The organism is Pseudoxanthomonas helianthi (assembly GCF_017939625.1).
Lineage (GTDB): Bacteria > Pseudomonadota > Gammaproteobacteria > Xanthomonadales > Xanthomonadaceae > Pseudoxanthomonas_A > Pseudoxanthomonas_A helianthi.
This window is the reverse complement of sequence record NZ_JAGKTC010000003.1, coordinates 175,440-199,811: the sequence shown is the minus strand read 5'-3', so window position 1 is coordinate 199,811 and position 24,372 is coordinate 175,440. Positions and strand designations below refer to the sequence as shown.

Genomic DNA, 24,372 nt, shown 5'->3' with positions numbered 1-24,372 from the left:
GAAACCCGGCTACCGATGCGTGCGGCAACCGGGTCCTGTCGGTTCAATCCGGCTCAGTTGACGCTGGCTGCGGACCACGCCTGTGCGACGGCGGTAGCCTCTGCCGAAGTGGTTCCGTAGAGATCCTTCGCGGCCTGGATGGTGGCGGCGCGTGCGCCGGAATAGTCGGTGCTCGAAGTGAAATAGACGCTCAAGGCCCGGTACCAGATCTTCGCCGCCTTGTCCCGTCCGATTCCCGCGAATGTCGTCCCGTTGCACGTCTTCGGCGCATGGTTGACGCCACTGAAGGTCTTGGCGCTGGTACCTTCCGCAAGGAGATAGAAGAAGAAGTTGCCCACCCCTGACGAGTAGTGGACGTCGAGGTTGCCGAGGTTGCTGGCATAGCAGTTCGGCGAACGACCATCGGCCGATGGGTTGAACATGAAGCGCAAGGCTTGCTGGTCCGCGCTGCCTGGGACGTTCGCGAGGATGGTTTCCTCGCCGATCATGTAGTCGGGCGTGTCCTGCGGGTTGTTGGCATGGAACTCGACCATGGTGCCAAGAATGTCGGAATTCGCCTCGTTGAGGCCGCCCGACTCTCCGGAATAGATGAGGTTGGCGGTATGCGAGTTGACGCCATGGCTCATCTCATGGCCGGTGATGTCGAGTGATACCAGCGGGCCGATGGCGACCCCGTCGCCATCGCCGTAGGTCATGCAGAAGCAGGCGTCGGACCAATAGGCGTTGCTGTAGCGCCGGCCATAGTGCACGCGGCTGTAGCTCCCCCTACCGTCATTGGCGATGCCGATGCGGCCGAGGATGTCCTTGTAGTAGTCCCAGGTGACGGAAGCGCCGTACTGCGCGTCCACCGCGGTGGTTGCGAGGTCTGAGGTGGCGTAGTTGCCCCAGGTGTTGTCGCTGTCCTTGTAGACCTGGCCTGCGGTCCGGCTGTTGGAGCCGTCGATGGTGAAGAGCCCCCCGCGCGAAGGGTCGCGCAATTCGTAGCCGCTGGTTATCGAGTTGGTGACCGATGGCACGCTTCCCGAGTACAGGGTCCGGAAGGTGCCTGCGGCCGCGGCGGTATGCAGGTTGCTCCAGCGCTCCAGGATTTTCCCGTTCTGGGCGTCCACGATGTAGGTCATGTCCGCATTCTGGTTATGCAGGTGGACCTGCCACGCCAGCCGGGCGGCGCCGCGCCCTCGCGCATAGACCGCCAGCAATGCATCCGGCGAACCGGCGAAGTTGGAGCCGAACTCCGTTCCGGCGGAGACGATCGCCTCGTCCGCCTTGATCGCAGGTAGGGTCGAAAGGTTCAGGACGGCCGGTTGGGTAATGGAAGCGGACTTGAACTGGCCGTTCCTTGAGTGGACGACGAGGTCGCCGCCGATCACCGGCAGCTTGTTGTAGGTACGGTCGAAGCGGACATGCTCGGTTCCGTCGGCATCGATGATCGCGTCCCGAGCCAGGAACCCATCGGCCGCCGACGTCCGGACGATGCCCGGATGATTGCGGACCAGGCCAAGGGCACGACCGACGATCGGGCTATCCGCCCGGCCTGCGGCCATCGCATCGCCGCCGACCAGCGCAGCCACCGCCAACACCAACAACTTCCTATTCAGATACATGAATGACCCCTATGGCATCGATTTAGACGTAACCGGGACGCGCGAGCTGCCCCTCGCAACATGGCAACGGAATCAACATTCCACTGTGCGTCCGGTACGCCACAAGAGGCCTAAGGGGTGAGGTGATGGAAAGGAAATCGAACGAGAATGCTTCGGTCATGGCGCGCAAGTCCCGGTCATGCCTAGGTATTTCGGAGCGCTGCCGGGGGGACGTCCTGGCTCGGCGATGGCCGGTTTCCGCGGGGCAAGCGGGAACTACGCGGCGGCATGGCAGCCCCGTACATTGACCAGCTCGACTTATCTGAAAGCTATCGACCTATGCGATCACAAGATAGGCTCGACCGCGGTGTCGCGTTCCCCGCCAAGGGTCTTGGTCCGCTCGCCCGCGGATGCCGCGGCATGCGGATCGCCCAGGGCCCGATACAGCGCCCACATGACCCAGGCCACCCGATAATCCGTCTCGGCGTACTTCTCCAGCTCGCCCATGATGGCGGACGCGGAGGCGTACTGCCGCGTATCGAGCAGCAGCATCGCCTGCACGACGCCGGTCCGGACTTCCATTTCAGGGGCCGCGCGACTCCCCCCTGAGGCCGCGACCTTTTCCGCCTGCTGGAGAGCGGCGGCACGCTCTCCAGCAGCCCGGTCGATAAGCGAGCGCGCCAGTCCCAATGCGATGGCGTGGTCGTCTTCCCGTTCGTCGCTCGGCGCAATGCTGGCCAGCCAGGTTCTCGCCAGCGGGACATCGCGGCCGCGCAGGGCGGCCTGGATGGCGGCCAGCACTAGACCGCCACTGGCGCCGGCCGCTGGCGGCCCGCTCGCGGCAAGCCGTCGGGCCTCGACGAATTCGCCCCGCGCCAGATACAGGCGCAACCACAATTCCAGGAGACGCGGATCGGTCTCCGGCAGGCCTCGCGAGCGGAGGCCCGCCAAGGTGACGCCGGCGTCGCGTAGCCGGCCCAGGGCTATCTGGATCCGCGCCTTCGTCGCCAGGACACCCGCGGCGACGTCGCCGTTTTCCAGCTTCGGCAGCTGGGCTTCTGCACGGCGGATCGTGTTCCAGGCGTCGACCGGCCTGGCCAGGACCATCTGCACATCCGCCTTTTCCTGCAAGGTGGTTGCCAGGTAATCGTTGACCCGGAAGCGTTCGAAGGTTTCGATCGAGCGGTCGAACTCATGCAGGGCTTGCAGGTAATCCCCCCGGAGAGTCTCGGCCTTGCCGATGTTGTGCCCGATCACGCCCAAAGCAATAAGGTCCCCGGAGCGCTGGAGCCAAACTCGTGCTTGCCCCATGTCCTTGACACCGGCGTCGACGTCGCCGTGTTGGGCACGGATGATGCCGCGCCCCTGGTAGGTCAGCCCAACCATTCTCGAATTGACCCGATCCGGCGGCAGCGATTCCAGCAGCGCCAGCGACTGGGTGAACCGCTGTTCGGCGGCGTCGAGGTTGTTTCGCGAGCGTTCGACAGTCCCCAGCCCGATCAACGCGCTGATCTTCGTATCCGGATCAGCTTTGGGTGCATGGTCCAGGGCGTCCCGAAAGAGCCTGCCCGAAGCGTCGAGATTGGCAGCGCGAAACTCCAGCCTCGCCTCCCGGAGAAGGAATCGCGGATCGCCACGCTCAGCGGGCGATGCTGACCGGACCAACCGGCGGGCTTCTACCAATCGGCCCACCAGGATCTCCGCGTCGATCCGGTGCAGGCGCTCGGCTAACGGGCTCGGCGGTGGTCCGGCCCCGTTCCCACCGGATTGCCGCAGCCATGCATCGGCTGCTTCTGCGACGGCGGCGAGCACAGTACCGGCTCGGGCTTCAATCCGCTGTTCTTTCCCGGCATCGAACAGGCGAAGGCGAACCCGCCAGCCCGCCTGCTCCCGCTCCATCTCCGGCTGGACCACCCAACGCGCCCCGCTGAGCGCAAGCAGTTTCTTTCGGGCGAGGGCGGGCATGTCGCCTTCGACCGCGGCACTCAGGCGCAAGGCCTGCTCGCTGGGCAGCACGTTGATGCCGCTGCCGCGAAGCCGTGCGGCCATGTAGTCCATGGCGCCCAAGCGGACCCATGCGTTTTCCGAATCCATCGGGACGACCGCGACCGGCATGACCAGCACGGCGTCGTTCGCCGCGACCGATACGTCCTTGTTCCCGTACCGCAGATAGTAGAAGCCAAGCCCGGCTACAACGATCAACATGGCCAGCATCGTCCACCCTGCTCGCGGGAAACGTCTATGCCATCTGTGCGCCGACGGCGGCGCCCCGGCTGCCCCGATGTCCGACGAGACGGATGTGTCGTGTCCGGCCTGCTCCTTCTCTAGTTCCTTTGCCGGAGCCTCGACTTCGACTTCCTCCCATGCATCGGCCGGGACGACCGGCTCCGTATCGGGAGGCGCCGCCGCCTCGGCAACAGCCTCGCCATTCGGGCCATTCGTGCCGTCTGCTCCATCCGCTTCGGATGAAAGCGCCACTTCCTGAACCGGCATCACCCATCGGTAGCCAAACCGTGGCAGCGTGCGGATCATCGCCTGCTGATTGCCGGTGTCGTCCAGCGCCTTGCGCGCGCGCAACAGCGTCTGCGCCACGACGGTGCCGCTGGCGTCGACCCGCCCCCAGACCGCTGAAATCAGCTCGTCGCGACCCACCGCCCGGTCGCGGTGTTCGATCAGATAGACCAGGCATTCCAGCGATCGCGCACGAAGTGCGACCGGCTTTCCGTTACGCAACAGCTCTCGCGAGGCCGGGTTAAGCTCGAATTCGCCGAACAGGTACTTCAGGCGCATGAAAGCTCACCACCCATGTACTTCCACAAAGACAGCAAGCGAAGATCCCCTACCTCTTTCCAATCATACATGAAGGCCTTGCCGCCACAGGGCGACTGGGCGACAGAACCGGGACATCCCGGCACCTTTCGCCCCAGTGCGAACAATCCTTCGACAGAAAACGACCCTATTTGCCACCACGCTATCGCGTGGCGATCTCGCTCACGGGGAGTGACTGGACTCCCGCCGACCTGAGGGTTTCGCGCGCCCGCTCCAGTTCCATCCGATTCTCAAACGGCCCGAGGCGAACGCGGTAAAGTTCGTAGCCGCGTCCGGCAATTTCCCTACGATCCAGCCTGGACGTGAGCCCGAGGAATCCTATGCGTGCCCGCAGCGCATCGGCCTTGGCCACTTCACGAAATGCACCAACCTGGAGCAGGTAGTCCGTTGCGCTGGATCGGATAATGGCGGCGGAAGTTCTGCCCTCTCGATCACGAGGCATTTCGATCGGATTTTTCTGCCGGCCTCCTGGCTGAAATCGAGTAGCCACCGCAGCGGCGATGTTTCCAGAACGTTCGGACGCGAGGGCCGCGCTCAAGTCCTTTTCGGTCAACAACTGTTCCCCGGGCGACAACGAGTCTGCAGGCGATACTCGGGAATCGCCTTGGCGAGTGCTCGCCGACCGCGACCCTCGCGGATGGCCCGCGGCCAAGTCATGGGCCTGCAGCGCCGCGACAGAAACGCACATTGGCACCACGAACACCAAGTTGGCGATGGCTCTCATGTGCGGCTACCTCTACCTCAGATCTTTTGCAAACATCATCCATGCATGGCACGTCACGCACTGGCTCCTTCCAGCCAAGAGAGTTTCCGTGCGGGTAATGCGGGATGCATCCGGCTCCCGTGTCCTCGACTGCCACAACCGTGTCCACGTCGGCGACGATGCAATGTTGGGATCGAAAGTCACAGGCGTGAATTGGGAAATATCCTAGGGATACGCTTCGCTTCGTCCGGCCCGTAGCTGGTTCATCACGCCCAGGGATGCCGATGCCATACCGCATGCACCGGCGAGATGGGAAAGAAGACGTAGGGAAAAGCCCCCTCGCGTATGGCCGGAACGGTACCCAGGTGCCGCCCCGGTTCGGCGGGAAGTCCCGGCACAGAACGAAAAAAGCCACCGTTTGACGGGTGGCTTTTCGATCTTCAAACCCTTGAAGCTCAAGGTCATTTAGATGGTGGGCGGTACAAGTTTCGAACTTGTGACCCCTGCCGTGTGAAAGCAGTGCTCTACCGCTGAGCTAACCGCCCGGAATCGTGGAATGGCCAGTGGGCCGATTCGGGGCGCGTATGGTACCGGCGGCCGGTTTCCCGGTCAACGCGGTCAACGCGACTTGCTGGCCCGCAGCGCCAGCAGCCGGTCCGGCGGCGCGAAACTGTCGCTGCGCGCGTCGGCCCAGAACTGGCGGAAAACCGCATGTTCCGGCGTGCCGGCCAGCAACTCGCCCGGCTCCAGGAAACGGTACAGCGCGGCCAGCGACCGCACCTCCACCGGCGACACCCGGCGCAGGATGTGCTCGGGACCGAGCTCCGCCGGATGCGCCAGCCCGGCCGCACCGAGCAGGTCGCGCAGCGCCTTCAGCGTGTTCTGCTGGAAATGGAACACCCGCATCGCCTTGTCCGGCACGTCGAGGTGCTTCCAGCGGCTCGGGTCCTGCGTGGCCACCCCGGTCGGACACTTGTCGTTGTGGCAACTCTGCGACTGGATGCAGCCCAGCGCGAACATGAAACCGCGCGCGGCGTTGCACCAGTCCGCGCCCAGCGCCATGGTCCGGGCGATATCGAACGCGCTGGTGATGCGCCCGGCCGCCCCGATGCGGATGCGATCACGCAGGTTCAACCCGACCAGCGTGTTGTGGACCAGCAGCAACGCCTCGTGCATCGGCACGCCGACGTGGTCGATGAACTCGGCCGGCGCCGCGCCGGTACCGCCTTCGGCGCCATCGACCACGATGAAGTCCGGCAGGATCCCCGTCTCGTGCATCGCCTTGGCGATGCCGAACCATTCCCACGGATGGCCGATGGCCAGCTTGAACCCGGCCGGCTTGCCGCCGGACAGCTCGCGCAACCGCGCCACGAATTCCAGCAGCCCGCGCGGCGTGGAGAACGCCGAATGCTTCGCCGGGGAAACGCAGTCCTGGCCCATCGGCACGCCACGGGTCGCGGAGATCTCGGCGCTGACCTTGGCCGCCGGCAACACTCCGCCGTGGCCGGGCTTGGCGCCCTGCGAAAGCTTGACCTCGACCATCCTCACTTGCGGCGAGCGCGCGTTGTCGGCGAAGCGCGCTTCGCTGAAGCTGCCGTCGTCGTTGCGGCAACCGAAATAGCCCGAACCGATTTCCCAAACCAAGTCGCCGCCCATCTCGCGGTGGTACGGCGAAATCGAGCCCTCGCCGGTGTCGTGGTAAAAACCGCCGCGGCGCGCGCCCTCGTTCAACGCGCGGATCGCGTTGGCCGACAGCGCGCCGAAGCTCATCGCCGAAATGTTGAACACGCTCGCCGAATACGGCTGTGCTGTGCCCTCGCCGATCATGACGCGGAAATCGTGCGAGGCGACGTGCAGCGGCGCCAGCGAATGGTTCAGCCATTCGTAGTCGACCGCGTACATGCCCTGCTGGCTGCCGAACGGCACCACGTCCATCACGTTCTTGGCCCGCTGGTACACCAGCGAACGCTGCTGGCGCGAGAACGGCACCTCGGCGGTGTCGCCTTCGATGAAGTACTGGCGCATCTCCGGGCCGACCGCCTCCAGCCCGTAGCGGAAGTGGGCGAGGATCGGATAGTTGCGGCGCAGCGTGCTGCGCTTCTGCAGCAGGTCCCAGGTGCCGAGCAGCGCCAGCGCGCCGAACAGTGCGACACCCCACCCCGCCGAAGGCCAGTGCGGCGCCAGCGCGATGCAGGCCAAGGTCAACAGCAGACTTGCCGTGTAGGCCAGGTAACGGTGCATCGCGTTCCTTGTCATCGATTCGTGCCCGGGGTGGGAATCGAACCCACACTCCCTTTCGGGCGAGGGATTTTAAGTCCCTTGCGTCTACCAGTTTCGCCACCCGGGCGGGACAGCGGCAGCATGATAAGCCAGTTGGCGGGTTGGCTGGGCATGGCTTGCCCGGCCTGAAGGCAGGGCCAGGGCCGTCTCAGGTGCGACAAATCCCTCCACGTGGGAGTGACGTAAGTCGCGATGCTCCTTCTCGCCCGATTGGAAAGGCATCGCGACTTACGTCGCTCCCACATCGGAAGTCAGCTGCGGACCTGGATTACCCGATGGTGCCTGTGCATTTGCAAGGAGTTGCCTGCCGCGCTGCTTTCACTTCGCTTGATGCGTCCAGTCGGCGCGGGTCAGCGCATACAGGATGCGGCTGTCCTGCTCGTCGAGCTCGGTGGCGCTGTCGCCGCGGAAGTGGTTGCGGTAGGCGCGCACGGTAGCGGCACGGTCGTCGAGCGAATAGCCGACCAGGCGCAAGGCCAGCCAGGGGTCGAAATTCGGCGGCGGGGTTTCGTCGGTGTTGTCCGGCCAGCGACCGAAACCGGCTTCGGCCAGGCGCTTCCACGGGAACAGCGGACCCGGATCCGGTTTGCGCGTCGGCGCCAGGTCCTGGTGACCGATGATCGACTGGCGCGGGATGCGCAGGCGCTTGCACAGGTCGTCGAGCAGCACCAACAGGCTATCGATCTGCTGCGGCGGGAACGGGCTTTGGCCGTCGTTGTCGATCTCGATGCCGATCGAGGCCGAGTTGAGTTCGGTGATTGTGCCCCAGCTCCCCGCTCCCGCCTGCCATGCGCGGTCGCGGTCGGCGACCAACTGGTAGACGTGGCCGTCGCGACCGAGCAGGTAATGCGCGCTGACCGGTCCCTTGCTGTTGCGCGTGCGCAGCGTGTGCAGGCTCTGCTCGACCGAATCCTCCTCGGTGAAGTGCAGCACGATCAGGTTGGCGCGACGCTCGTCGTAGTTCTTCGACGGCACCCAGGTCGCCAGCGGATTGCGCGGTGCGTGCGCGCAGGCGGCGAGCAGGCACGAGAGCATGGCAAGGCACAGCAATCTCGAGGACATCTTCATCATCGTTTCGGCTCCATGGTGGAGGTCGTGATGGCGGTTCGGGTTTTTCCGAAGCGTAAATGAAAACGCCGCCGGTCGCCCGGCGGCGGCAAAACGGAAATCCGATCAGGCCAGGGATCGCATCATTCGAAGCGGTACTCCAGCAGCATGTTGAACGAACGGCCGCGCGGATCGGCGACACGCGCTTCCCAGCCCGCGCCATCGCCGTCGTCCAGGTAGCGGACAGTGAACGGCGGATCGGTGTTCAACAGATTGCGGACGCCGAAGGTCGCCTTCAGGTTCTGGATGCCCGTCCAGCTGATGCTGTAGTTGTAGGTGATGTACTCGTCGACATCAGGATTCCAGTTCGACGGCGTGTAGCCGTTGACGATGCCGCCCGGGCGGTAATCCTTGTAGCCGCCACGGTAGATCTGGGTCAGCGTATGCGCCCAGTCGCCCTTGCCCCAGCTGAGGCCGAGGGTGTGCTTCCACTTGATCGGCAGGTTGAAGTAGCGCTCGTACATGCCGACCAGGTTGTCGCTGTACGGATCGATGTCGAAGCTCTTGGTCTTGAACGTGTCCAGGTAATTGCCGTTGAGATGGACGTTCCAGCGGCCGCCAGCGAGATCGCCGCCGACGTTGGCGTCCAGCTCGATGCCGCGGGTCAGGGTACCGCCGGTGTTGATGTAGCGCTGGTCGATCCCCACGATTTCGCCGCTGCCGTCGCGAAGGAAGTTCTGCGCGTACTTGGCGTAGTTGGTCCGCATCGTTTCCAGGTTGAAACCGCCGCGAATCGTGTTGATGCGCTCGATTTCCCACCAGTCGACGCTGACGTTGATGTTGGAGGTCGGCGCCAGGACGAAACCGACGCTCTTCTGCTTCGCTTCTTCCGGATCCAGGTTCGGATTGCCGCCGGTGATGATGTCCGGGCGGATCTGCACGTTGCAGTTCGGCACGTCGGGGTTGTAGCGGCCGTTCGGGCAGATCGCCGGATCGGCCAGGTCCAGGCCGGTGTACAGGGTGGCGGTGGTGCCGCGGAACAGCTTGGCGAAATCGGGCACCTTGAAGCCGGTGCTGTACGAGCCGCGGAAGGCCAGCCAATCCACCGGCTGCCACTTGAACGAATACTTCGGGTTGGTGGTGCCGCCGAAGCCGTCGTAGCGGTCGTGGCGCACGGCGAGGTTCAGCTCAAGGCTGTCGAACACCGGCACGTTGAACTCGGCGAACGCGGCCTTCACGTTGCGCTGCTTCGGCGTCATGTAGTTCGCGGCGTCGCCCGGCGCGCCGAACACGTAGGCGTTGCCCTGCGACCATTCCGACGGACCGCCGAACTCGTATTCCTCACGGCGGATATCGACGCCCAAGGCGGCCTGCACGTCCTCTTCGCCCCACAGCTTGAAGCCGAGACTGCCGCTGAAGCTGGCATCGAACGTGGTGGTGGAGGACACGCCGTGGTACAGCTCCAGACCGCTGGCGTCGGCCGCGGCCAGCGCGTCGTAGGCCGCCTGCGACTGGTCCTGGCCGGGCATCAGGAACGGGTTGAGCACGCCGTTCTTGAGCGCCGCCTTCAGTTGCGGGGTGAAGTAGTAGCCGCCGGCGAGCACCGACTGTGCCCGGCTCTCCGCGCGCGACAAGCCGACCGTATAGTCCCAGGTGCCCAGGGTACCGTTCAGGCCGAACAACACGCGGTAGGAACTGGTCGTGGTTTCGAGCTGGCGCGGGCCGCAGATTTCGCAGCGCCAGCGATAGGTGATCGGCCTGCCGTAGACGAGGTTGTCGCTGGCGGTGTCGCCGAAGTAGGTCCTCAGCGCGTTGTAGATCGCGTCGTAGGTCGGCTTCGTGTTCGCGTTCAGCTCATAGGCGTCCAGCTGGATCGAACTGGCATTGATGCTGGTGCTCAGCTGCTGGGCTTCGAATTGCCGTTTCGAGGTGACCTTCGAACCCATCACCTCGGCGAAGAACTCGTGGTTGTCGCCGATCTTGAAGGTGGCGCGGCCGATGGCCTGCAGGGTCTGCACCGGTTGCTGGATGGTGCGCGCGCGGCCGTAGTCCCATGCGCAGGCGAAACTGGCGCCGGGGCTGGCCCAGATCTTGTCGTCGTAGGGCCCCATCATGTCGCCGCCGCTCTCGCAGCCGGCGCCGCCGGGCAGGTCGAGAGTGTTGATCGAGGTCTTGGTGAGGGCGGTGCTCGGATCCCTGAGGCCGCCGCCGATCAGGCTGTTGGTGCCCGACACAACCGTGGCGAAAGGCGTACCGCGCGTATCCGGCGCCAGACCGCGGTCCGGCTGGAAGCTGTTGACGAAATCGCGCTGGTTGCCGCGCAAGATGTCGTTCTTCTTCGCGTTCACCGCGACCCATACGTTCCAGCGGTCGCTGTCCAGGTCGCCGAATCCGCCGAGCATGCTGGCGTGATAGATGTTGCCGCCGCCTTCCTGGGTCACGTCGGTGCCGGCGGTGAGCGCCAGGCCCTGGTAGTCCGTCTTGGTGATGAAGTTGATCACGCCGCCGATGGCGTCGGTGCCGTACACCGCGGATGCGCCGTCGCGCAGCACTTCGACCCGCTCGATCGCGGCGAACGGAATCGAGTTCAGGTCCACCACCTGGCCGGCCAGGCCATGGGCGGCGACACGACGACCGTTGAGCAACACCAGCGTCGCGTCCGCACCCTGCCCGCGCAGGTTGGCGCCGGATACGCCGTTGTTGCCGCGCGTGCCCGGAGGCGCGATGCCGCTGTTCGCGGCGAGGGTGTCGGGACCGTTGCTGGCGACGTTCAACTGCTGCAGCAGCTGCTCGGCCGAAGTGATGCCCTGCGCTTCGATCTCCGCCTTCTGGATGATGGTCACCGGCAACGCGGCTTCCACGTCTGTGCGCTTGATGCGCGAACCGGTGACGGTGATCTTGTCGAGGTTCGTCGCCGAGGACGACTGGGAGGGCTGGCCGGCATCCTGCGCCATGGCGGGCACGGCCATCGCGATCAGCACTGCCGCGCAGAGAAGGTTCAATCGGAAATTAGGGTGGGTTCGCATGTGGTCTCCGGACGAAAGGAACGAGGGAGCAGAGCAGACGAGCGCGAAACGGCGGCCTTCCCTTGCCCGCGGCCATGCGCGCAACCGGTTTCCCCCGTTCGCGCACGACACCAAAGGGATGGTTCTGGAGCAGGAATCCCCACGGCGTAGCGTGCGGCTGCGGCAGCGCGACGTGATTCGCTGTTTAACACGGTATTCACAAAAGCGTCAACGGCCTTTGGTACGTGACGGCACCCGCTCGAGAGACTGATCGGCCTCGCAGGCCAGCGCACATTCGAGGCATAGCGGCCGGGAGAAAAACGGACACCTTCCTATCCTCCCGGCTTCGCCGTCGGGCAATCGCCGACGCGAGTCAGCGCGAGGTCTTCGTAGTCCGAACTGAAGTCGCCTTGCGGGTCGAATTTGGCCATGCGCAACGTGCGCACATCGCCCTGCCGGGCAAAATCCAGCCAGGCGTTTTCGTCGACCGCTTCGTCGTCCCAGACCAGCAGGAAGCGCCCATCCAGCCGCCCTATCTGGCCGTGCATCTTCGGCGACTTCAGCGAGCGCCACTCCACTTCCTTGCCCGTCGCACAGATGCGCACCTCGCCGAACCACGGATCGCGCCACGTGCCCAGCCAGTCGCGCAGCGCTTCGGCGGCGACGAGCTTGCGCCTGGCGATGTCGGGCAGCTTGGCCTTTGCCGGCGCGGCAGCGATCGGCTGGGGCGGCTTTGCCAGATCGTCGGCGTAACCCTGCACGCCCAGCGAGGCTTCGGGCGCGGTAAACAGCTTGAGTAGTGCTTCGCCCAACACAGTGCGGGCGCTGCTGCCATCGCCGTTGATCATGAACACGAAACCGGAGCGGCGATCCGGCAACAGCATCATCATCGAATACATGCCGCCCAGCGTGCCGGTGTGCGAGACCGTCCATTCGCCATCGACGTCGGCCAGGCGGAAGCCATAGGCGTAAGCGTAGTAATGCGTGCGGTCCCAGCGCTTCTGCCGCTGCGAAACCGGCATCGGCGTGCGCGCCTTCCACATTTCCGCGCGCTGCGCATCGCCCAGCCATTGTTTCTGGGCATCGGTCGGCACCAGCCAGTTGCGTGCCCAGGCGAGCATGTCGTCGAGCGAACAGCGGATGCCGCCCGCCGGCGCGGAGGCGATTTCCGGCACCAGCTCCGCATCGCCGCGGGTACGGACGATCTTGTCGCCGTCGCGGGAATGCGGCTGCGCCACGCTGCCTGCATCGGTCAGGCGGAACTCCCCTACCCGGCAGCCCTCCAGCGCCAACGGCTTGAACACTTCGCGCCGCAGCAGTTCTTCGTAGGAGGCCCCGCCGGCCGCTGCGGCCACCTGTCCTGCCACCACGTACAGCAGGTTGTCGTAGGCATACCCGGCGCGAAAGCCATAAGCCGGCTTGATGTAGCGCAGTCCATTGACGATATCGTCGCGGGTGAACAGGTTCGGCTCGGGCCACAACATCAGGTCGCCGCCGCCCTCGGGTAGGCCGCTGTTGTGCACCAGCAGATCGCTGACCGTCATGTGCCGGGTGACCCATGGATCGTGCATGGCGAATCCGGGCAGGTGTTTCACCACCGGGTCGTCCCAACGCAGCTTGCCCTGTTGCACCAGCCGCGCCAGCACGGCCGCCGTCATCGCCTTGCTGTTGGAGGCGATCTTGAACAGCGTCTTCGTGGTGACCGGATCGCCGCTGCCGAACACGGTCTCGCCGTAGCCGCGCGCGAACGTCACCTTGCCGTCCTCCATCACGCCGACCGCGATCCCCGGCAGCTTGTAACGATCGATGGTGGCGCGCACCGCGGCATCGATCGCCTGCGCATCGGGCGCCTCGTCCGCGGCCTGCGCCACGCGGGGAACACCGATGGAAAAGGTCAGCAACAAGGCGGCGACCAAACACTTCATGTTCCCCTCCGTACGTTCGGTCGCTCCGTTGCCGGAACGCCTATTGCGATTTCGCAGGCGGCTGCGTGACCAGTGGCCGCGTCAGCGAATACAGGATACGCAGATCCTCGGCTTCCAGTTCGGCGTCCTGGCTCTCGATGCCTCGGAAGCGATGGCGAAAAGCGCGCAGCGCGCCCTCGCGATCATCCAATGGGTAGCCTATCGCTGCCATCGCAAGCCAACCGTCGAAACCGGGCGGCGGCTCGCCGGCATCCGGGTCGGGCCACATGCCGAAGCCGGCTTCGTACAGGCGCTTCCACGGGAACAGCGGACCCGGGTCGATCTTGCGGCCAGGCGCCATGTCCTCGTGGCCGATGACTTGGCGTCGCGGAATGGCCAGGCGTTGGGTCAAGTCGTTCAACAGCACGATCAGCTTGTCGATCTGCACGTCCGGAAACGGGTCGTGTCCGCTGTTGTCCAGCTCGATGCCGATGGACGCCGAATTGACGTCGGTGATGGTGCCCCAGCGCCCGCCGCCCGCATGCCAGGCGCGCTTGCCGTCCTTGACCAGCTGGAACAACCTGCCGTCGCGCCCCACCAGGTAATGCACGCCGACCGGCCCCTTGCTATTGGCGGTCTTCAGCGTGTGCAGGCTTTTTTCCGACGACTCCTCGGTGGTGTAGTGCAGGACAATCAGGACTGGCTGGCGTTCATTGAAGTTGCGCGAACGCTCCCACTTGGCCAGCGGGTTATGCCCGGTGGCACAGGAAGACAGCAGCGCAGCCAGCAACGCTATGGACAACCAACGCAATGCAATACGCAAGTGTTCGTCCTACTTTACGGATCCATCTGCGGCATGCCGAAGCCGCCGTCCACCCGACGGCGGCCCCGGCCTGCCATGGAACTCAGAAGTTCCAGCTGACCACCAGGTTCATGTAGCGCGGCGACTGCCAGACGGTGCCTTCGCCGAAGTAAGGCATCTGGTTGCCGGGCGTGCTTTCGTAGCGGGAATGCACGTTGACCTTCACCTGGCGGTTGAGCAGGTTGTAGACGGCGAAGCGTGCCTTCAGGTCCACGCCTTCCACCGGCAAGGTCCAGGTTGCGCTGAGGCCTAGACTGGTGACCCACGGCATGCGACCGAATGCGCCGCGCGGCGTATAGACCAGTTCCCTGTTCAAGCTTGAACAATTTGCCACGCACAGCCAGCCCGAACCGCCGCCGCTGAACTCGCCGGGGCCGCCCGCGCTGCGATTGTCGTTGGGCCAGCGCACGCCAAAGGCGGTGATCGGCCCGCCGGAACGCGCCGACAATGTGGCGCCGAAGCTCCACATTTCGTTGAGCTTGTAGCTGCCGCGCAGCTTGATCTGGTGGCGGAAGTCGTTGAACAGGACGCCGTAGCGCTCGTTGACGGCCGGGTGGTCGTAGTACTGCACCAGGTTGGTGTCGGCGTAACCCGTATCCGAGTTCACCGGGCCTTCGATGTTGCCCTCGCTCTTGGACCACAGGTAGCTGGCGTTGAACGCCCACTTGTCATCCCATGCGCGATCGATCTGGAACTCGACCGCCTTGTAGGTACGGCGGGGCTTCTTGTAACCCATGATGGCGCCGCTGCCGGACGCAATATAGCCGTCCTTGGAATTGTCGAAGGTGACCCAGCTGTTGGTATCCGGGCACCACAGGGTGTTGGTTTCGCCTGGATTGAGAATCGGCCAGTCACCGGAATACCAATCGCAACCCTCCACGTGGTTGGTGCGCACATCTTCCACCGCACGGGTCACCTTGCGGTAGGTAGCGTTGATGCCGTAAGACCATGCCTGGCTGATCGCCTGCTGGAAGCCCAGGATATATTCGTCCTGGAACACCTGCTTCAGGTCGCGGGACACCGCGGTGCGGACATCGTCGGGCGCGGGGGCATTACCCTCGGTGTTGACCGGCCCGATCTGCGCACCAAGGTTCGGTGCGAGATAGGGTGCTCCGGTAACCGGATCGGTCTGCTGGGTCCACCCATTGAGCACGTAGTAAGTGTGCTCGTCGGTGGTACCGCCACCGAAATAGTCAGTCAGTTTGTTGGTCAGCGGGATGTAGTAACGGCCGGCGTTGCCGAACAGCTTGGTGGTGCCATCGCCCTTCATGTCCCAGCTGAAGCCGACTCGCGGCGAGATCATGTCGCTGAAATCGGCCTTGGCGAAGGTCGCTCCCGACGCCAGCGTGTTCTCGAACTTGTCCGCGCGCACGCCGAGGCTCAGCAACAGGTTCGGCGTGACGTTCCAGTTGTCCTCCACGTAGAACGCCTGGGCCTTGGTCGAAACCGGCGCACCGGTGACGTAATGGCGGGCATCGACGATTGCGGTGACGCCTGCGGGAACGACCGCGCCGTTCGGAAGCGAGCCGCCTGGCGTGGCCGCCTGCGCCTGGTAACTCATGCCATCGCCCGGGTACACCACCGAGCTGTTGGAATCCATTACTTCCTGATCCAGGCCAAAGCGCAGCAAATGGTCTCCAAGCGCCCATTCGAAGTCCAGACGCGCCGCTTCCCGCTTGTCGTAGCGGCTGCTGATGCTGCTATTGGTCGGATGGCAGCCTTCCTGCATCGTTGCCGGGCCGAATGCGGCCGTATAGCTACCGGAGCGGGTCACGATGCTGCAATCGGCGTCCCACGGGCTTCCGCTCGTGGCGCTGCGCTTGTTGACCCCGTACATGGCCTTGGCGGTGAAGTTATCGCCGAAATGGCCCGTATAGGTCGCCGACCAGTTGTCGCCGCCCGAGCCGGCATTGCTTTCGCCGAGCTTGTCGCCGAACTGGGCCGTATCCCAGTTGTAGTCGTAATTGCTGGTGACCGTATCCGCCTTGTCGGAGAACGCGAGCAGCTCCAGCTTGTGGTTGTCGGTGATGTTCCAGTCGAACTTGGCGCCCCAGAAATCGTTGTCGCTGGTGGTCTTCCAGGCCTCGTTCGTGTCGATGTCCTTGGAATCGTTGTCGCGCTTCTCATACATCGCGAAGAAGAACAAACGATCCTTCACGATCGGACCGGACGCCCATATGTTGGTCTTGTACAGGGGGCTCTTGTCGCGACTGGTGCGGTCGCGTTCGTCGATGGTGCCGTCGTGGTGGAAATGGTCCTTCTTGTCGGCCGCCCAATCCGCCGGCTCCAGCGTCACTTCGACGCCGCCATGGAATTCGTTGCCGCCCGAACGCGTCACCGCGTTGATGACGCCACCGGTGCTGCGGCCGAATTCGGCGGAATATCCGCCGGTCTTGACCTGGACTTCCTTGTAGAAGGCGAACGGCACCGACGAGAAGCCCTGGCGGCGGTACGGATCGGTCACGTTCAAGCCGTTGATGTACACGGCGTTCTCCGCCACCGACGAACCACCGAAGGTCAGGCCGCCGAAGGTCGCGCCCGATCCCACCACGCCGGGCGCCATCAACGCTACCGCGCCCAGGCTCTGGTCCACCGGCAGGCGCGCCCATTCTTCGCGGGTCACGTTGGTCGCGGTCTCGGTGCTGCGCACGTCCACCCGGTTGACCACGCGCGAGCCGACCACCTGGATCGCATCCAGGTTGGCCACGTCGCCTCCGGCGCTCAGGTTCACCGTAGTGGTACCGCCCAGGGAGACGCTGACTGCGATCGGCTTGCCGCTGCCTGCGGTCAGGGTGTAATCGCCCGGCGGCAGTTGCGCGACGCGGTAGGTGCCGTCCTTGCCGACCGTGACCACGCGGTTCTGGCCGGTCGCGGTATTGGTGACGGTAATCGTGTCGCCGGCGTTGGCGCGGCCGGCTACTGCGCCGGTGACGGCCTGGGCGAATCCCGGCGCAGCCAGCGAAGTCAGGCACAGGCCCAGGGCGACGTTGAGTACGGACTTGCGCAAACGGCGTGCATTGCTCATAACCACTCCCCGGTAATGACCGACTTGATTCGTTCGTAGGTGCGTCTGCTGCGCGAGACACGGCAGCCAGCGGCAGCGTTGGCTTCCCGGCTGTGTAACACGGCGGCAAGGGCTGGTCAATAATTTATTCTTGCCGTATAACAAATGCGAATTACCTATTCCGCAACGCACCAATCGCACCGCCCACGGCCTTGCCGTCCGGCGTTGCCAGATTCCAGAAAGGAGAAGGGATGATCGTCACGCGCCACCTGCGGCTTGGGCTCACTGCCGCGGTCACTTTGGCGCTTGCCATGGCCGTCGCGCCCACCGTGGCACGCGACCGCCCGGCAACGCAGTTGCCGGTGCCGGAAAGCGGCGTCATCGGGGTTACCGATGCCTACCTTGCGCCTGAGTTCTGGGTGTCGAAGTTATCGGCGCCCGACAAGGTACTGATGCCGCGTGCCGCCATCGACGCCCGCAACGCACGACTGCTGCGCGACGACGCTTCGATGCACGACCTGTCGGCCCTGCCCGCGATGCTGCCGCGCGCGCAGGTCGCCGGCTGGATCGACGGATTGGCCTCGCCGCCCGCGAAGCCGCTGTGGGACGAAGCCGGCAAGCCAGTGCCGAAGGCAACCCTTGATGCCATCGTCGCCAACCGCGCCATCGATGCCATTCCGGCGAACCAGCCGACGCGCTACGGCATGGCGGTCGAACGCGCAGCACTGCGCACCTTCCCCACCCTGCTGCGCGTCTTCAGCCGCGACGACGACACCGACATCGACCGCTTCCAGGAAAGCGCGCTGTTCCCGGGCGACCCGGTCGTCATCGCGCACGCCAGTGCCGACGGGCAGTGGTTGTTCGTGGTCAGCCCGCGCTACGCCGCTTGGGTGGAAGCCAAGGCTATCGCCGAAGGCGACAAGGCGACCGTGCTCGCGTATTCGCAACGCATGCCGTACCGGATCGTCACCGGCGCCAAGCCGCGCACGGTGTTCACCCGCGAAGCACCGCGCGTCTCGGAACTGCAGTTGGACATGGGCACGCGCGTGCCGCTGGCGAACGTCGCGGCGGACAAGCCGGTCAACGGGCAGCACCCGTACAGTTCGTGGGTCCTCGACCTGCCGGTGCGCGACGGCGACGGCCGCCTCGGCTTCGCGCCTGCCCTGTTGCAGAAGAATGCCGAAAGCAGCGCCGACTACCTGCCGCTGACCCATGCCAACATCCTCCGCCAAGCCTTCAAGTTCCTGGGCGAACGCTACGGCTGGGGTCATTCCTACAACGGCCGCGACTGCAGCGGCTTCGTCTCGGACGTCTACCGCAGCATGGGCGTGCAGATGCCGCGCAACACCAGCGCGCAGGCGATCAGCCCGGTGTTCACGCGGACCCATTTCGAGCCCGGCGACAGCCGCGACAAGCGCATGGCGGCGGTGCGGGCGATGCAGGTGGGCGACCTGGTCTACATTCCCGGTCATGTCATGATGTATATCGGGAATATCGACGGCATGCCCTATGTCATCCACGATACCAATGGCGGCAGCTTCCTCGGTGCGGACGGGGAAATGCGTTCGATGCACTTGAACGCGGTTTCGGTCACGCCGCTGCTGCCGCTTCGCTTCAACAAGGACAACGACTACGTGGATCGCATCACCAATATCGTGCGGGTGGCCAAGGATTCTCCATGAAGATCACCGACATCCGTTTCGGCATGCTGCGCGTGCCTCTGAAGACGCCGTTCAAGACCGCGCTGCGCACCGTGGACCGGGTCGAGGACGTGGTGGTGACGGTGCACACCGACAGCGGCCACGTCGGTTATGGCAGCGCGCCGGCCACCGCAGTCATCACCGGCGATACCCACGGCTCGATCGTCGAAGCCGTGCGCCATTACATCGCCCCGCGCCTGATCGGCCTGGACATCGCCAACCTCAACCGCATCACCCAGCTGGTGCAATCGGCGATGGAGAAGAACACCAGCGCCAAGGCCGCGGTGGAAATCGCGGTATACGACCTGTGGGGGCAGCTGTACGGCGCGCCGTTGTACAAGCTACTGGGCGGCGGCGACCCTGCCATCACCACCGACATCACCATCAGCGTCGATTACATCGACAAGATGGTGGCCGACTCGCTGGCGGCAGTGGAGCGCGGCTTCGAATCGCTGAAGATCAAGGTCGGCAAGGACATCGGGCTGGACATCGAGCGCACCAAAGCGATCCACGCCGCGGTCGAGGGCCGCGCGCTGCTGCGGCTGGACGCCAACCAGGGCTGGACCGCCAAGCAGGCGGTGTACGCGCTGCGCACGCTGGAAGACGCCGGGGTGCGGCTGGAGCTGGTCGAACAGCCGGTCAAGGCGCACGACCTGGCCGGCCTGCGTTACGTCACCGAACGCGTGCACACGCCGGTGATGGCCGACGAAAGCGTGTTCGGTCCGCGCGAAGTCGTCGAGCTGATCCGCATGCGCGCGGCCGACATCGTCAACATCAAGCTGATGAAGACCGGCGGCATTTCCAACGCGGTGCGTATCGCCGACATCTGCAGCCTGTACGGCATCGACTGCATGATCGGCTGCATGCTGGAATCCAGCATCGGCGTCGCCGCGGCAGTGCACCTGGCGGTGGCCCGGTCCGACGTGATCAGCAAGGTCGACCTGGACGGGCCTTCGCTGTGCCAGTTCGACCCGGTGGCCAGCGGCGTGATCTTCAACGAATCGGAGATCAGCGTGACCGACGCCCCGGGCCTGGGCATCCGCAGCATCGACGGCCTCGCCCCCGCGGCCGAGCTCGCCGCCTGAGGCGCCGACGATGACCGCGCTGGTCAAGATCCGCTCCGAACGCGACCGGATGTCGGCGATCGAGCGGCGCATCGCCGATTTCATCCTCGAGAACGCGCATCTGCTGCGCGACTACTCGTCGCAGCAGCTGGCCGATGCGCTGGACATCAGCCAGTCCAGCGTGGTCAAGTTCTGCCAGAAGCTGGGTTTCAAGGGCTATCCCGACCTCAAGCTGGCGATCAGCGAAGCGGTGATCCGCGCGGACAATGGCGATGGAACGGTAGCCAAGCCGGCGAGGAAACCCCTCTCGAGTACCCAAGGCTACAAGCTATGGGTGCGTAAATCCGAGGCCGAAGAAGCCACCCGCCTGATCAACCCGCCGGGTATCCTGACCCAGACTGCCGAAATGATCGGCCGCGCAGGCACGGTGTTCATCATCGGCCTGGGCGAAGACGACCTGCATGCGCGTGCGCTGGCCTTGCGGCTGGCCCAGCTCGGCATCCTCACCGTGCACAACTTCGATGCCGCGCACATGACCGCCAGCCTGTCCGCGGCCCGGGCCGACGATGTGTTGCTGGTGTTTTCCGAACACGGCATGCAGCCCGCGCTGTGCCAGCTGGCGCGGCACATGCGTTCGCAGCGCGGCAAAGTGGTCACGGTCACCCGCCACAGTTCCAACGCCTTGCGCGCGCTGGCCGACCTGGCCTTGCTGGTGTCCGCGCACGACGAACACCCGCACATCGAACCGCTGCTCTATCACTCCGCCTTGCAGCACCTGCTCGACCGCGTGCTCATCCGCCTGTACGAAGCCGATGGCGGACGCCGCTCGCGGCTGCAGGAAAACCAGGAACGCATCCAGCCGTTGCTAGAGTCGTGATCGCGGCTCGCATTGGTTTCAGTTCGTCATCCCGGCGAAAGCCGGGACCCAGCTCCTGGCGCAAAGGCTGGGTCCCGGCTTTCGCCGGGATGACGAGCAACCGCGTCGCAACTCGTGCATGCTTGGAATCCAGAATACTCAGCCTTCCGGGAACCCATTGATGTCGATTCGCCAAATCGCGACCTTCCTGCTATTGCTCACGTTGGCCGCCTGCGCACACAAGCCAAAGGGCTACGCCGATGAAGCCATGCGTTGGTCGAATGCACAGCAACTCGTGCTGGTGACCAGCGCCGACTGGAACGCCACCAACGGCGAACTGCGCAGGTTCGAGCGCGGCGACAACGGCTGGACCCAGGTCGGCGACGCGATGCCGATCACGCTGGGCCGCACCGGTACGGCCTGGGGCATCGGGTTGAACGCGCCGCGCAACGATGGGCCGGTCAAGCGCGAAGGCGATGGCAAGTCCCCGGCCGGCGTGTTCGCCATCGGCCCTGCGTTCGGCTATGCCGCCAGCGCCCGCACCGGGCTCGACTACAAGGCGATGGGCACGAACGACTGGTGCATCGACGTGCCCGAATCGGCGTACTACAACCGCATCGTCGACCGCAGCGTGGTCAAGGCGCCGGGGCTGGACAAGTCCAGCGAACCGATGCGCCGCGACCTGCATGCCGACGGCGACCAGCGCTATCGCGAGGGCTTCGTGATCGAACACAATGCCGATGGCGCGGTCCGCCAGGGCGGCAGCTGCATCTTCGCGCATTTGTGGAAGGCGCCCGGCGAAACCACCTCGGGCTGCACCGCAATGGCGCCGGCCAGCATGGAAGACCTGTTGGCCTGGCTGGATGCGCGGCGCCATCCGGTGTTCGTGCAACTGCCGAAGGCCGAATACGCACGCCTCGTCCACGCCTGGAAATTGCCGGAGATCGCCCTTTGAGCCAGACCGCACGCGTACTGACCGGCCTGATCGCCGGCATCGTCCTTGGCATCCTGCTGGCGTGGATGGATCCGGCGCTGGCCCGGCAGGTCGCCGACATCGTGGAGCCGTTCGGCAAGCTCTGGCTCAACGCGCTGCAGATGACCGTGGTGCCGCTGGTGCTGGCGCTGGTGATCGTCGGCATCAACCAGACCAGCGACGCCGCGCATTCGGGCCGGGTCGCCCGGCGCGCGATCGTCACCTTCGTCGTGCTGCTGTTCGCGGCCGCGGCGATGACCGCGGTGCTGGCGCCACTGGTGTTGTCGATGCTGCAGCCGGATCCCGCGGTCGCCGCTGCCCTGCGCGGACACGAGGCAGAGGTGCAGGCGACGAATGGCGGCGGCTGGGCTTCCGCACTGATCGCGATCGTGCCGAGCAACGCGGTGGCCGCCGCAGCCGCCGGCGCAATGCTGCCGCTGGTGACCTTCGCCCTGTTCTTCGGTTTCGCCCTGACCCGGCTGGAGCCGCCGGCGCGCGCGCAGGTGGTCGGTTTCTTCAAGGCGATCGCCGACGCGATGATCGTGGTCGTGCGCTGGGTGTTGTGGGCGGCGCCGGTAGGCATTTTCGCCCTGGTGCTGGCGCTCACCGCACGCGCGGGGCTGGGCATGCTGCAGGCGCTGGGCATCTACATCGCGCTGGAGTGCGCGCTCTACGCGCTGGCCGTGGTGCTGCTGATCGGCGTTGGCATCGCTTTCGGTCGCCAGTCGCCGGGGCGTTTCATCTCCGGGCTGGTGCCGGTGCAGGCGGTGGCTGCCAGCACGCAGTCCTCGCTGGCGACGTTGCCGGCGATGCTCGACAGCGCGCAGCAGCGACTCGGTTTTTCCCAGCGGGTGTCGGGACTGGTGCTGCCGATGGCGGTATCGCTGTTTCGCATCACTTCGCCGATCCAGTACCTGGCCACCGCCTGCTTCGTCGCCTGGGCGATGGGCGTCGAACTGGGCCCGGCGCAATTGGCGACCGGCGTGGTTCTCGCTGTATTGGTCAGCATGGGCTCGGTCGGCCTGCCCGGCCAGGCGATCTTCCTGGCCACCAACGTTCCGGTCAGCCAGGCGATGGGCTTGCCGATCGCGCCGTTGGCGGTGCTGATGGCGGTGGATGCGATCCCCGATGTGCTGGCGACGGTCGGCAATGTCACTGGCGACATGACCGCGACCGCGGTGGTGGCGCGACAGACGCGCGACGAAGCGGCCGCTGAAGCCGATCCCGTGGATTGACGACGCTTCTGTAGGAGCGCACTTCAGTGCGCGACGGAACTCCCGGTCGCGCACTGAAGTGCGCTCCTACTGGTTTCCTACGCTTTGCGGACCTGCGCTTCGGATGGGTCCGCGACGGCTTCGAGCACGTCCGCCGTGTCCTGATCGAATACCGGCGAAGCGAAGGGCTCCGGTCCCGGCGTGCGTCCGAATTTGATCGGCTGGGCGACGCCGTGGTAACTGCCCAGCACCGGGTGGTCGATGCGGGTGATGATGCCTTCGGACAGCACCTGCGGATGGGTGAACATGTCCTCGACCTTGCGCGCCGCCGCGCACGGCACTTCGTCGCCGAAGATCGCTTCCCATTCCAGTGCATCGTGCGCGGCCAGCGCGTCGTGCAGCAGCGGAATGATTTCCGCCGCGTGTTCGGCGCGCTTGCGCACGCTGTCGTAGCGCGGATTCGCCGCCAGCGCCTGCAGGCCGGTCTTGTCGCACAGCGCCTGCCAGAAGCGCGGCGTGTTGGCCGAGATGTACAGGTAGCCGTCGCGGGCCGGATGGATGCCGGTGACTCCACCCGAACGCATGTCGCGGCCGATGTCGAGCGATTCGCCCTCGGCCCAGATCAGCCGGGCCGACTGCATGGTCAGCGCGCTGCGCAGCAGGGAGATACCGACGTACTGGCCCACGCCGCTGCGCTCGCGTTCGTACAGCGCGGAGGACACGCCGGCGGCCAGCAACGCCGCGGCGTAGTAGTCGACAACCGAGCCGTAGACGATTTCCGGCGGACCACCGCGCTTGCCTTGCAGCGCGCAGATGCCGGTCATGGTCTGCAGCACCTGGTCGTAACCGGCCTTGTCCTTCATCGGCCCGGTTTCGCCATAGCCGGTCACGGCGCAGTAGACCAGCCGCGGATTGATCGCGGTCAGGCGGTCGAAATCGATGCCGAGGCGGCGCGGCACCGCCGGGCGGAAGTTATGCACCAGCACGTCGGCTTCGCGCACCAGGCGCAGCAGCGCGTTCAGGCCTTCGGCGCTCTTCAGGTCCAGGCGGATGCCCAGCTTGCTGCGGTTCACGCCCATGAAGGCGCGGCTTTCCGCCTGCAAGGTCGAAGGATACTGGCGCAGGTTGTCGCCGTCGGGCGGCTCCACCTTGATCACGCTGGCGCCCTGGTCGGCCAGCAGCGTGCAGCCGTAGGGGCCGGCGATGTAGGCGCTGAGGTCCAGCACCTTGATCCCGCTCAGCGGGCCCTGCGGGCCCTCGCGCCGGGCCAGGTCGAATGGCGATGAGTGCTTCATGGACGGCTGATCCTTCGAATCCTGTCCGTTCTATGCGACGAGTGTGGGCGACG

Annotated in this window: 15 protein-coding genes and 2 tRNA genes; 5 read left to right on the top strand and 12 right to left on the bottom strand. The window is 65.3% G+C overall.

Annotated features, from left to right (window positions below; all coding sequences use genetic code 11):
• Positions 1–53: 53 nt before the first annotated feature.
• The 11 genes from J5837_RS12845 to J5837_RS12795 form a co-directional block, all read right to left on the bottom strand.
• The gene (locus J5837_RS12845) at positions 54–1,544 is read right to left on the bottom strand and encodes a M4 family metallopeptidase (protein WP_210537566.1); all 1,491 of its coding nucleotides are present in this window, start codon (positions 1,542–1,544) and stop codon (positions 54–56) included.
• 384 nt (positions 1,545–1,928) lie between these two features.
• Positions 1,929–4,373, bottom strand: coding sequence for a winged helix-turn-helix domain-containing protein (locus tag J5837_RS12840; protein ID WP_210537166.1), 2,445 nt, complete (start codon positions 4,371–4,373; stop codon positions 1,929–1,931).
• Positions 4,374–4,554: 181 nt separating this feature from the next.
• The gene (locus J5837_RS12835) at positions 4,555–4,965 is read right to left on the bottom strand and encodes an SPOR domain-containing protein (RefSeq protein ID WP_210537165.1); all 411 of its coding nucleotides are present in this window, start codon (positions 4,963–4,965) and stop codon (positions 4,555–4,557) included.
• A 620-nt stretch (positions 4,966–5,585) separates the two neighbouring features.
• A tRNA-Val gene (locus J5837_RS12830) sits at positions 5,586–5,660 on the bottom strand.
• Positions 5,661–5,733: 73 nt separating this feature from the next.
• Positions 5,734–7,356, bottom strand: a complete 1,623-nt coding sequence (locus J5837_RS12825) for an FMN-binding glutamate synthase family protein (RefSeq protein WP_210537164.1) — start codon at positions 7,354–7,356, stop codon at positions 5,734–5,736.
• 22 nt (positions 7,357–7,378) lie between these two features.
• Positions 7,379–7,462 (bottom strand) — tRNA-Leu (locus J5837_RS12820).
• Positions 7,463–7,713: 251 nt separating this feature from the next.
• Positions 7,714–8,463 (bottom strand): N-acetylmuramoyl-L-alanine amidase, encoded by a 750-nt coding sequence (locus J5837_RS12815; protein WP_484573295.1) that lies wholly within the window; start codon positions 8,461–8,463, stop codon positions 7,714–7,716.
• Between the two features lie 122 nt (positions 8,464–8,585).
• The gene (locus J5837_RS12810; protein WP_210537162.1) at positions 8,586–11,444 is read right to left on the bottom strand and encodes a TonB-dependent receptor domain-containing protein; all 2,859 of its coding nucleotides are present in this window, start codon (positions 11,442–11,444) and stop codon (positions 8,586–8,588) included.
• Between the two features lie 335 nt (positions 11,445–11,779).
• Entirely contained in the window at positions 11,780–13,372 is a 1,593-nt protein-coding gene (locus J5837_RS12805) for a serine hydrolase domain-containing protein (protein WP_210537161.1), read from the bottom strand.
• A gap of 40 nt (positions 13,373–13,412) precedes the next feature.
• Complete coding sequence (locus J5837_RS12800; protein WP_244755947.1) at positions 13,413–14,153, bottom strand: N-acetylmuramoyl-L-alanine amidase; 741 nt, start codon at positions 14,151–14,153, stop codon at positions 13,413–13,415.
• A gap of 103 nt (positions 14,154–14,256) precedes the next feature.
• Positions 14,257–17,238 carry a TonB-dependent receptor gene (locus J5837_RS12795; RefSeq protein WP_210537160.1) on the bottom strand — a complete coding sequence of 994 codons (2,982 nt, stop codon included), beginning with the start codon at positions 17,236–17,238 and terminating at the stop codon, positions 14,257–14,259.
• 290 nt (positions 17,239–17,528) lie between these two features.
• Between J5837_RS12795 and J5837_RS12790 the strand changes: the two genes are divergently transcribed.
• The 5 genes from J5837_RS12790 to J5837_RS12770 all read left to right on the top strand — a co-directional run bounded on the left by J5837_RS12790 (position 17,529) and on the right by J5837_RS12770 (position 23,045).
• Positions 17,529–18,899 (top strand): C40 family peptidase, encoded by a 1,371-nt coding sequence (locus J5837_RS12790; RefSeq protein WP_244755946.1) that lies wholly within the window; start codon positions 17,529–17,531, stop codon positions 18,897–18,899.
• Positions 18,896–20,002: a dipeptide epimerase gene (locus J5837_RS12785; protein WP_210537158.1), complete on the top strand. Its 1,107-nt coding sequence runs from the start codon at positions 18,896–18,898 to the stop codon at positions 20,000–20,002. The genes J5837_RS12790 and J5837_RS12785 overlap by 4 nt, the downstream gene beginning before the upstream one ends.
• Before the next feature lie 10 nt (positions 20,003–20,012).
• Positions 20,013–20,858 (top strand): MurR/RpiR family transcriptional regulator, encoded by an 846-nt coding sequence (locus J5837_RS12780; RefSeq protein ID WP_210537157.1) that lies wholly within the window; start codon positions 20,013–20,015, stop codon positions 20,856–20,858.
• A 160-nt stretch (positions 20,859–21,018) separates the two neighbouring features.
• On the top strand, positions 21,019–21,792 hold the full coding sequence (locus J5837_RS12775; RefSeq protein ID WP_342345545.1) for a L,D-transpeptidase family protein: 774 nt from the start codon (positions 21,019–21,021) through the stop codon (positions 21,790–21,792).
• Positions 21,789–23,045 carry a dicarboxylate/amino acid:cation symporter gene (locus J5837_RS12770; RefSeq protein WP_210537155.1) on the top strand — a complete coding sequence of 419 codons (1,257 nt, stop codon included), beginning with the start codon at positions 21,789–21,791 and terminating at the stop codon, positions 23,043–23,045. The genes J5837_RS12775 and J5837_RS12770 overlap by 4 nt, the downstream gene beginning before the upstream one ends.
• 77 nt (positions 23,046–23,122) lie before the next feature.
• On the opposite strand, the gene J5837_RS12765 is transcribed toward J5837_RS12770, so the two are convergent.
• A complete protein-coding gene (locus J5837_RS12765) occupies positions 23,123–24,319 on the bottom strand; it encodes a CaiB/BaiF CoA transferase family protein (RefSeq protein WP_210537154.1) in 1,197 nt (398 codons plus the stop codon).
• Between the last annotated feature and the right edge of the window lie 53 nt (positions 24,320–24,372).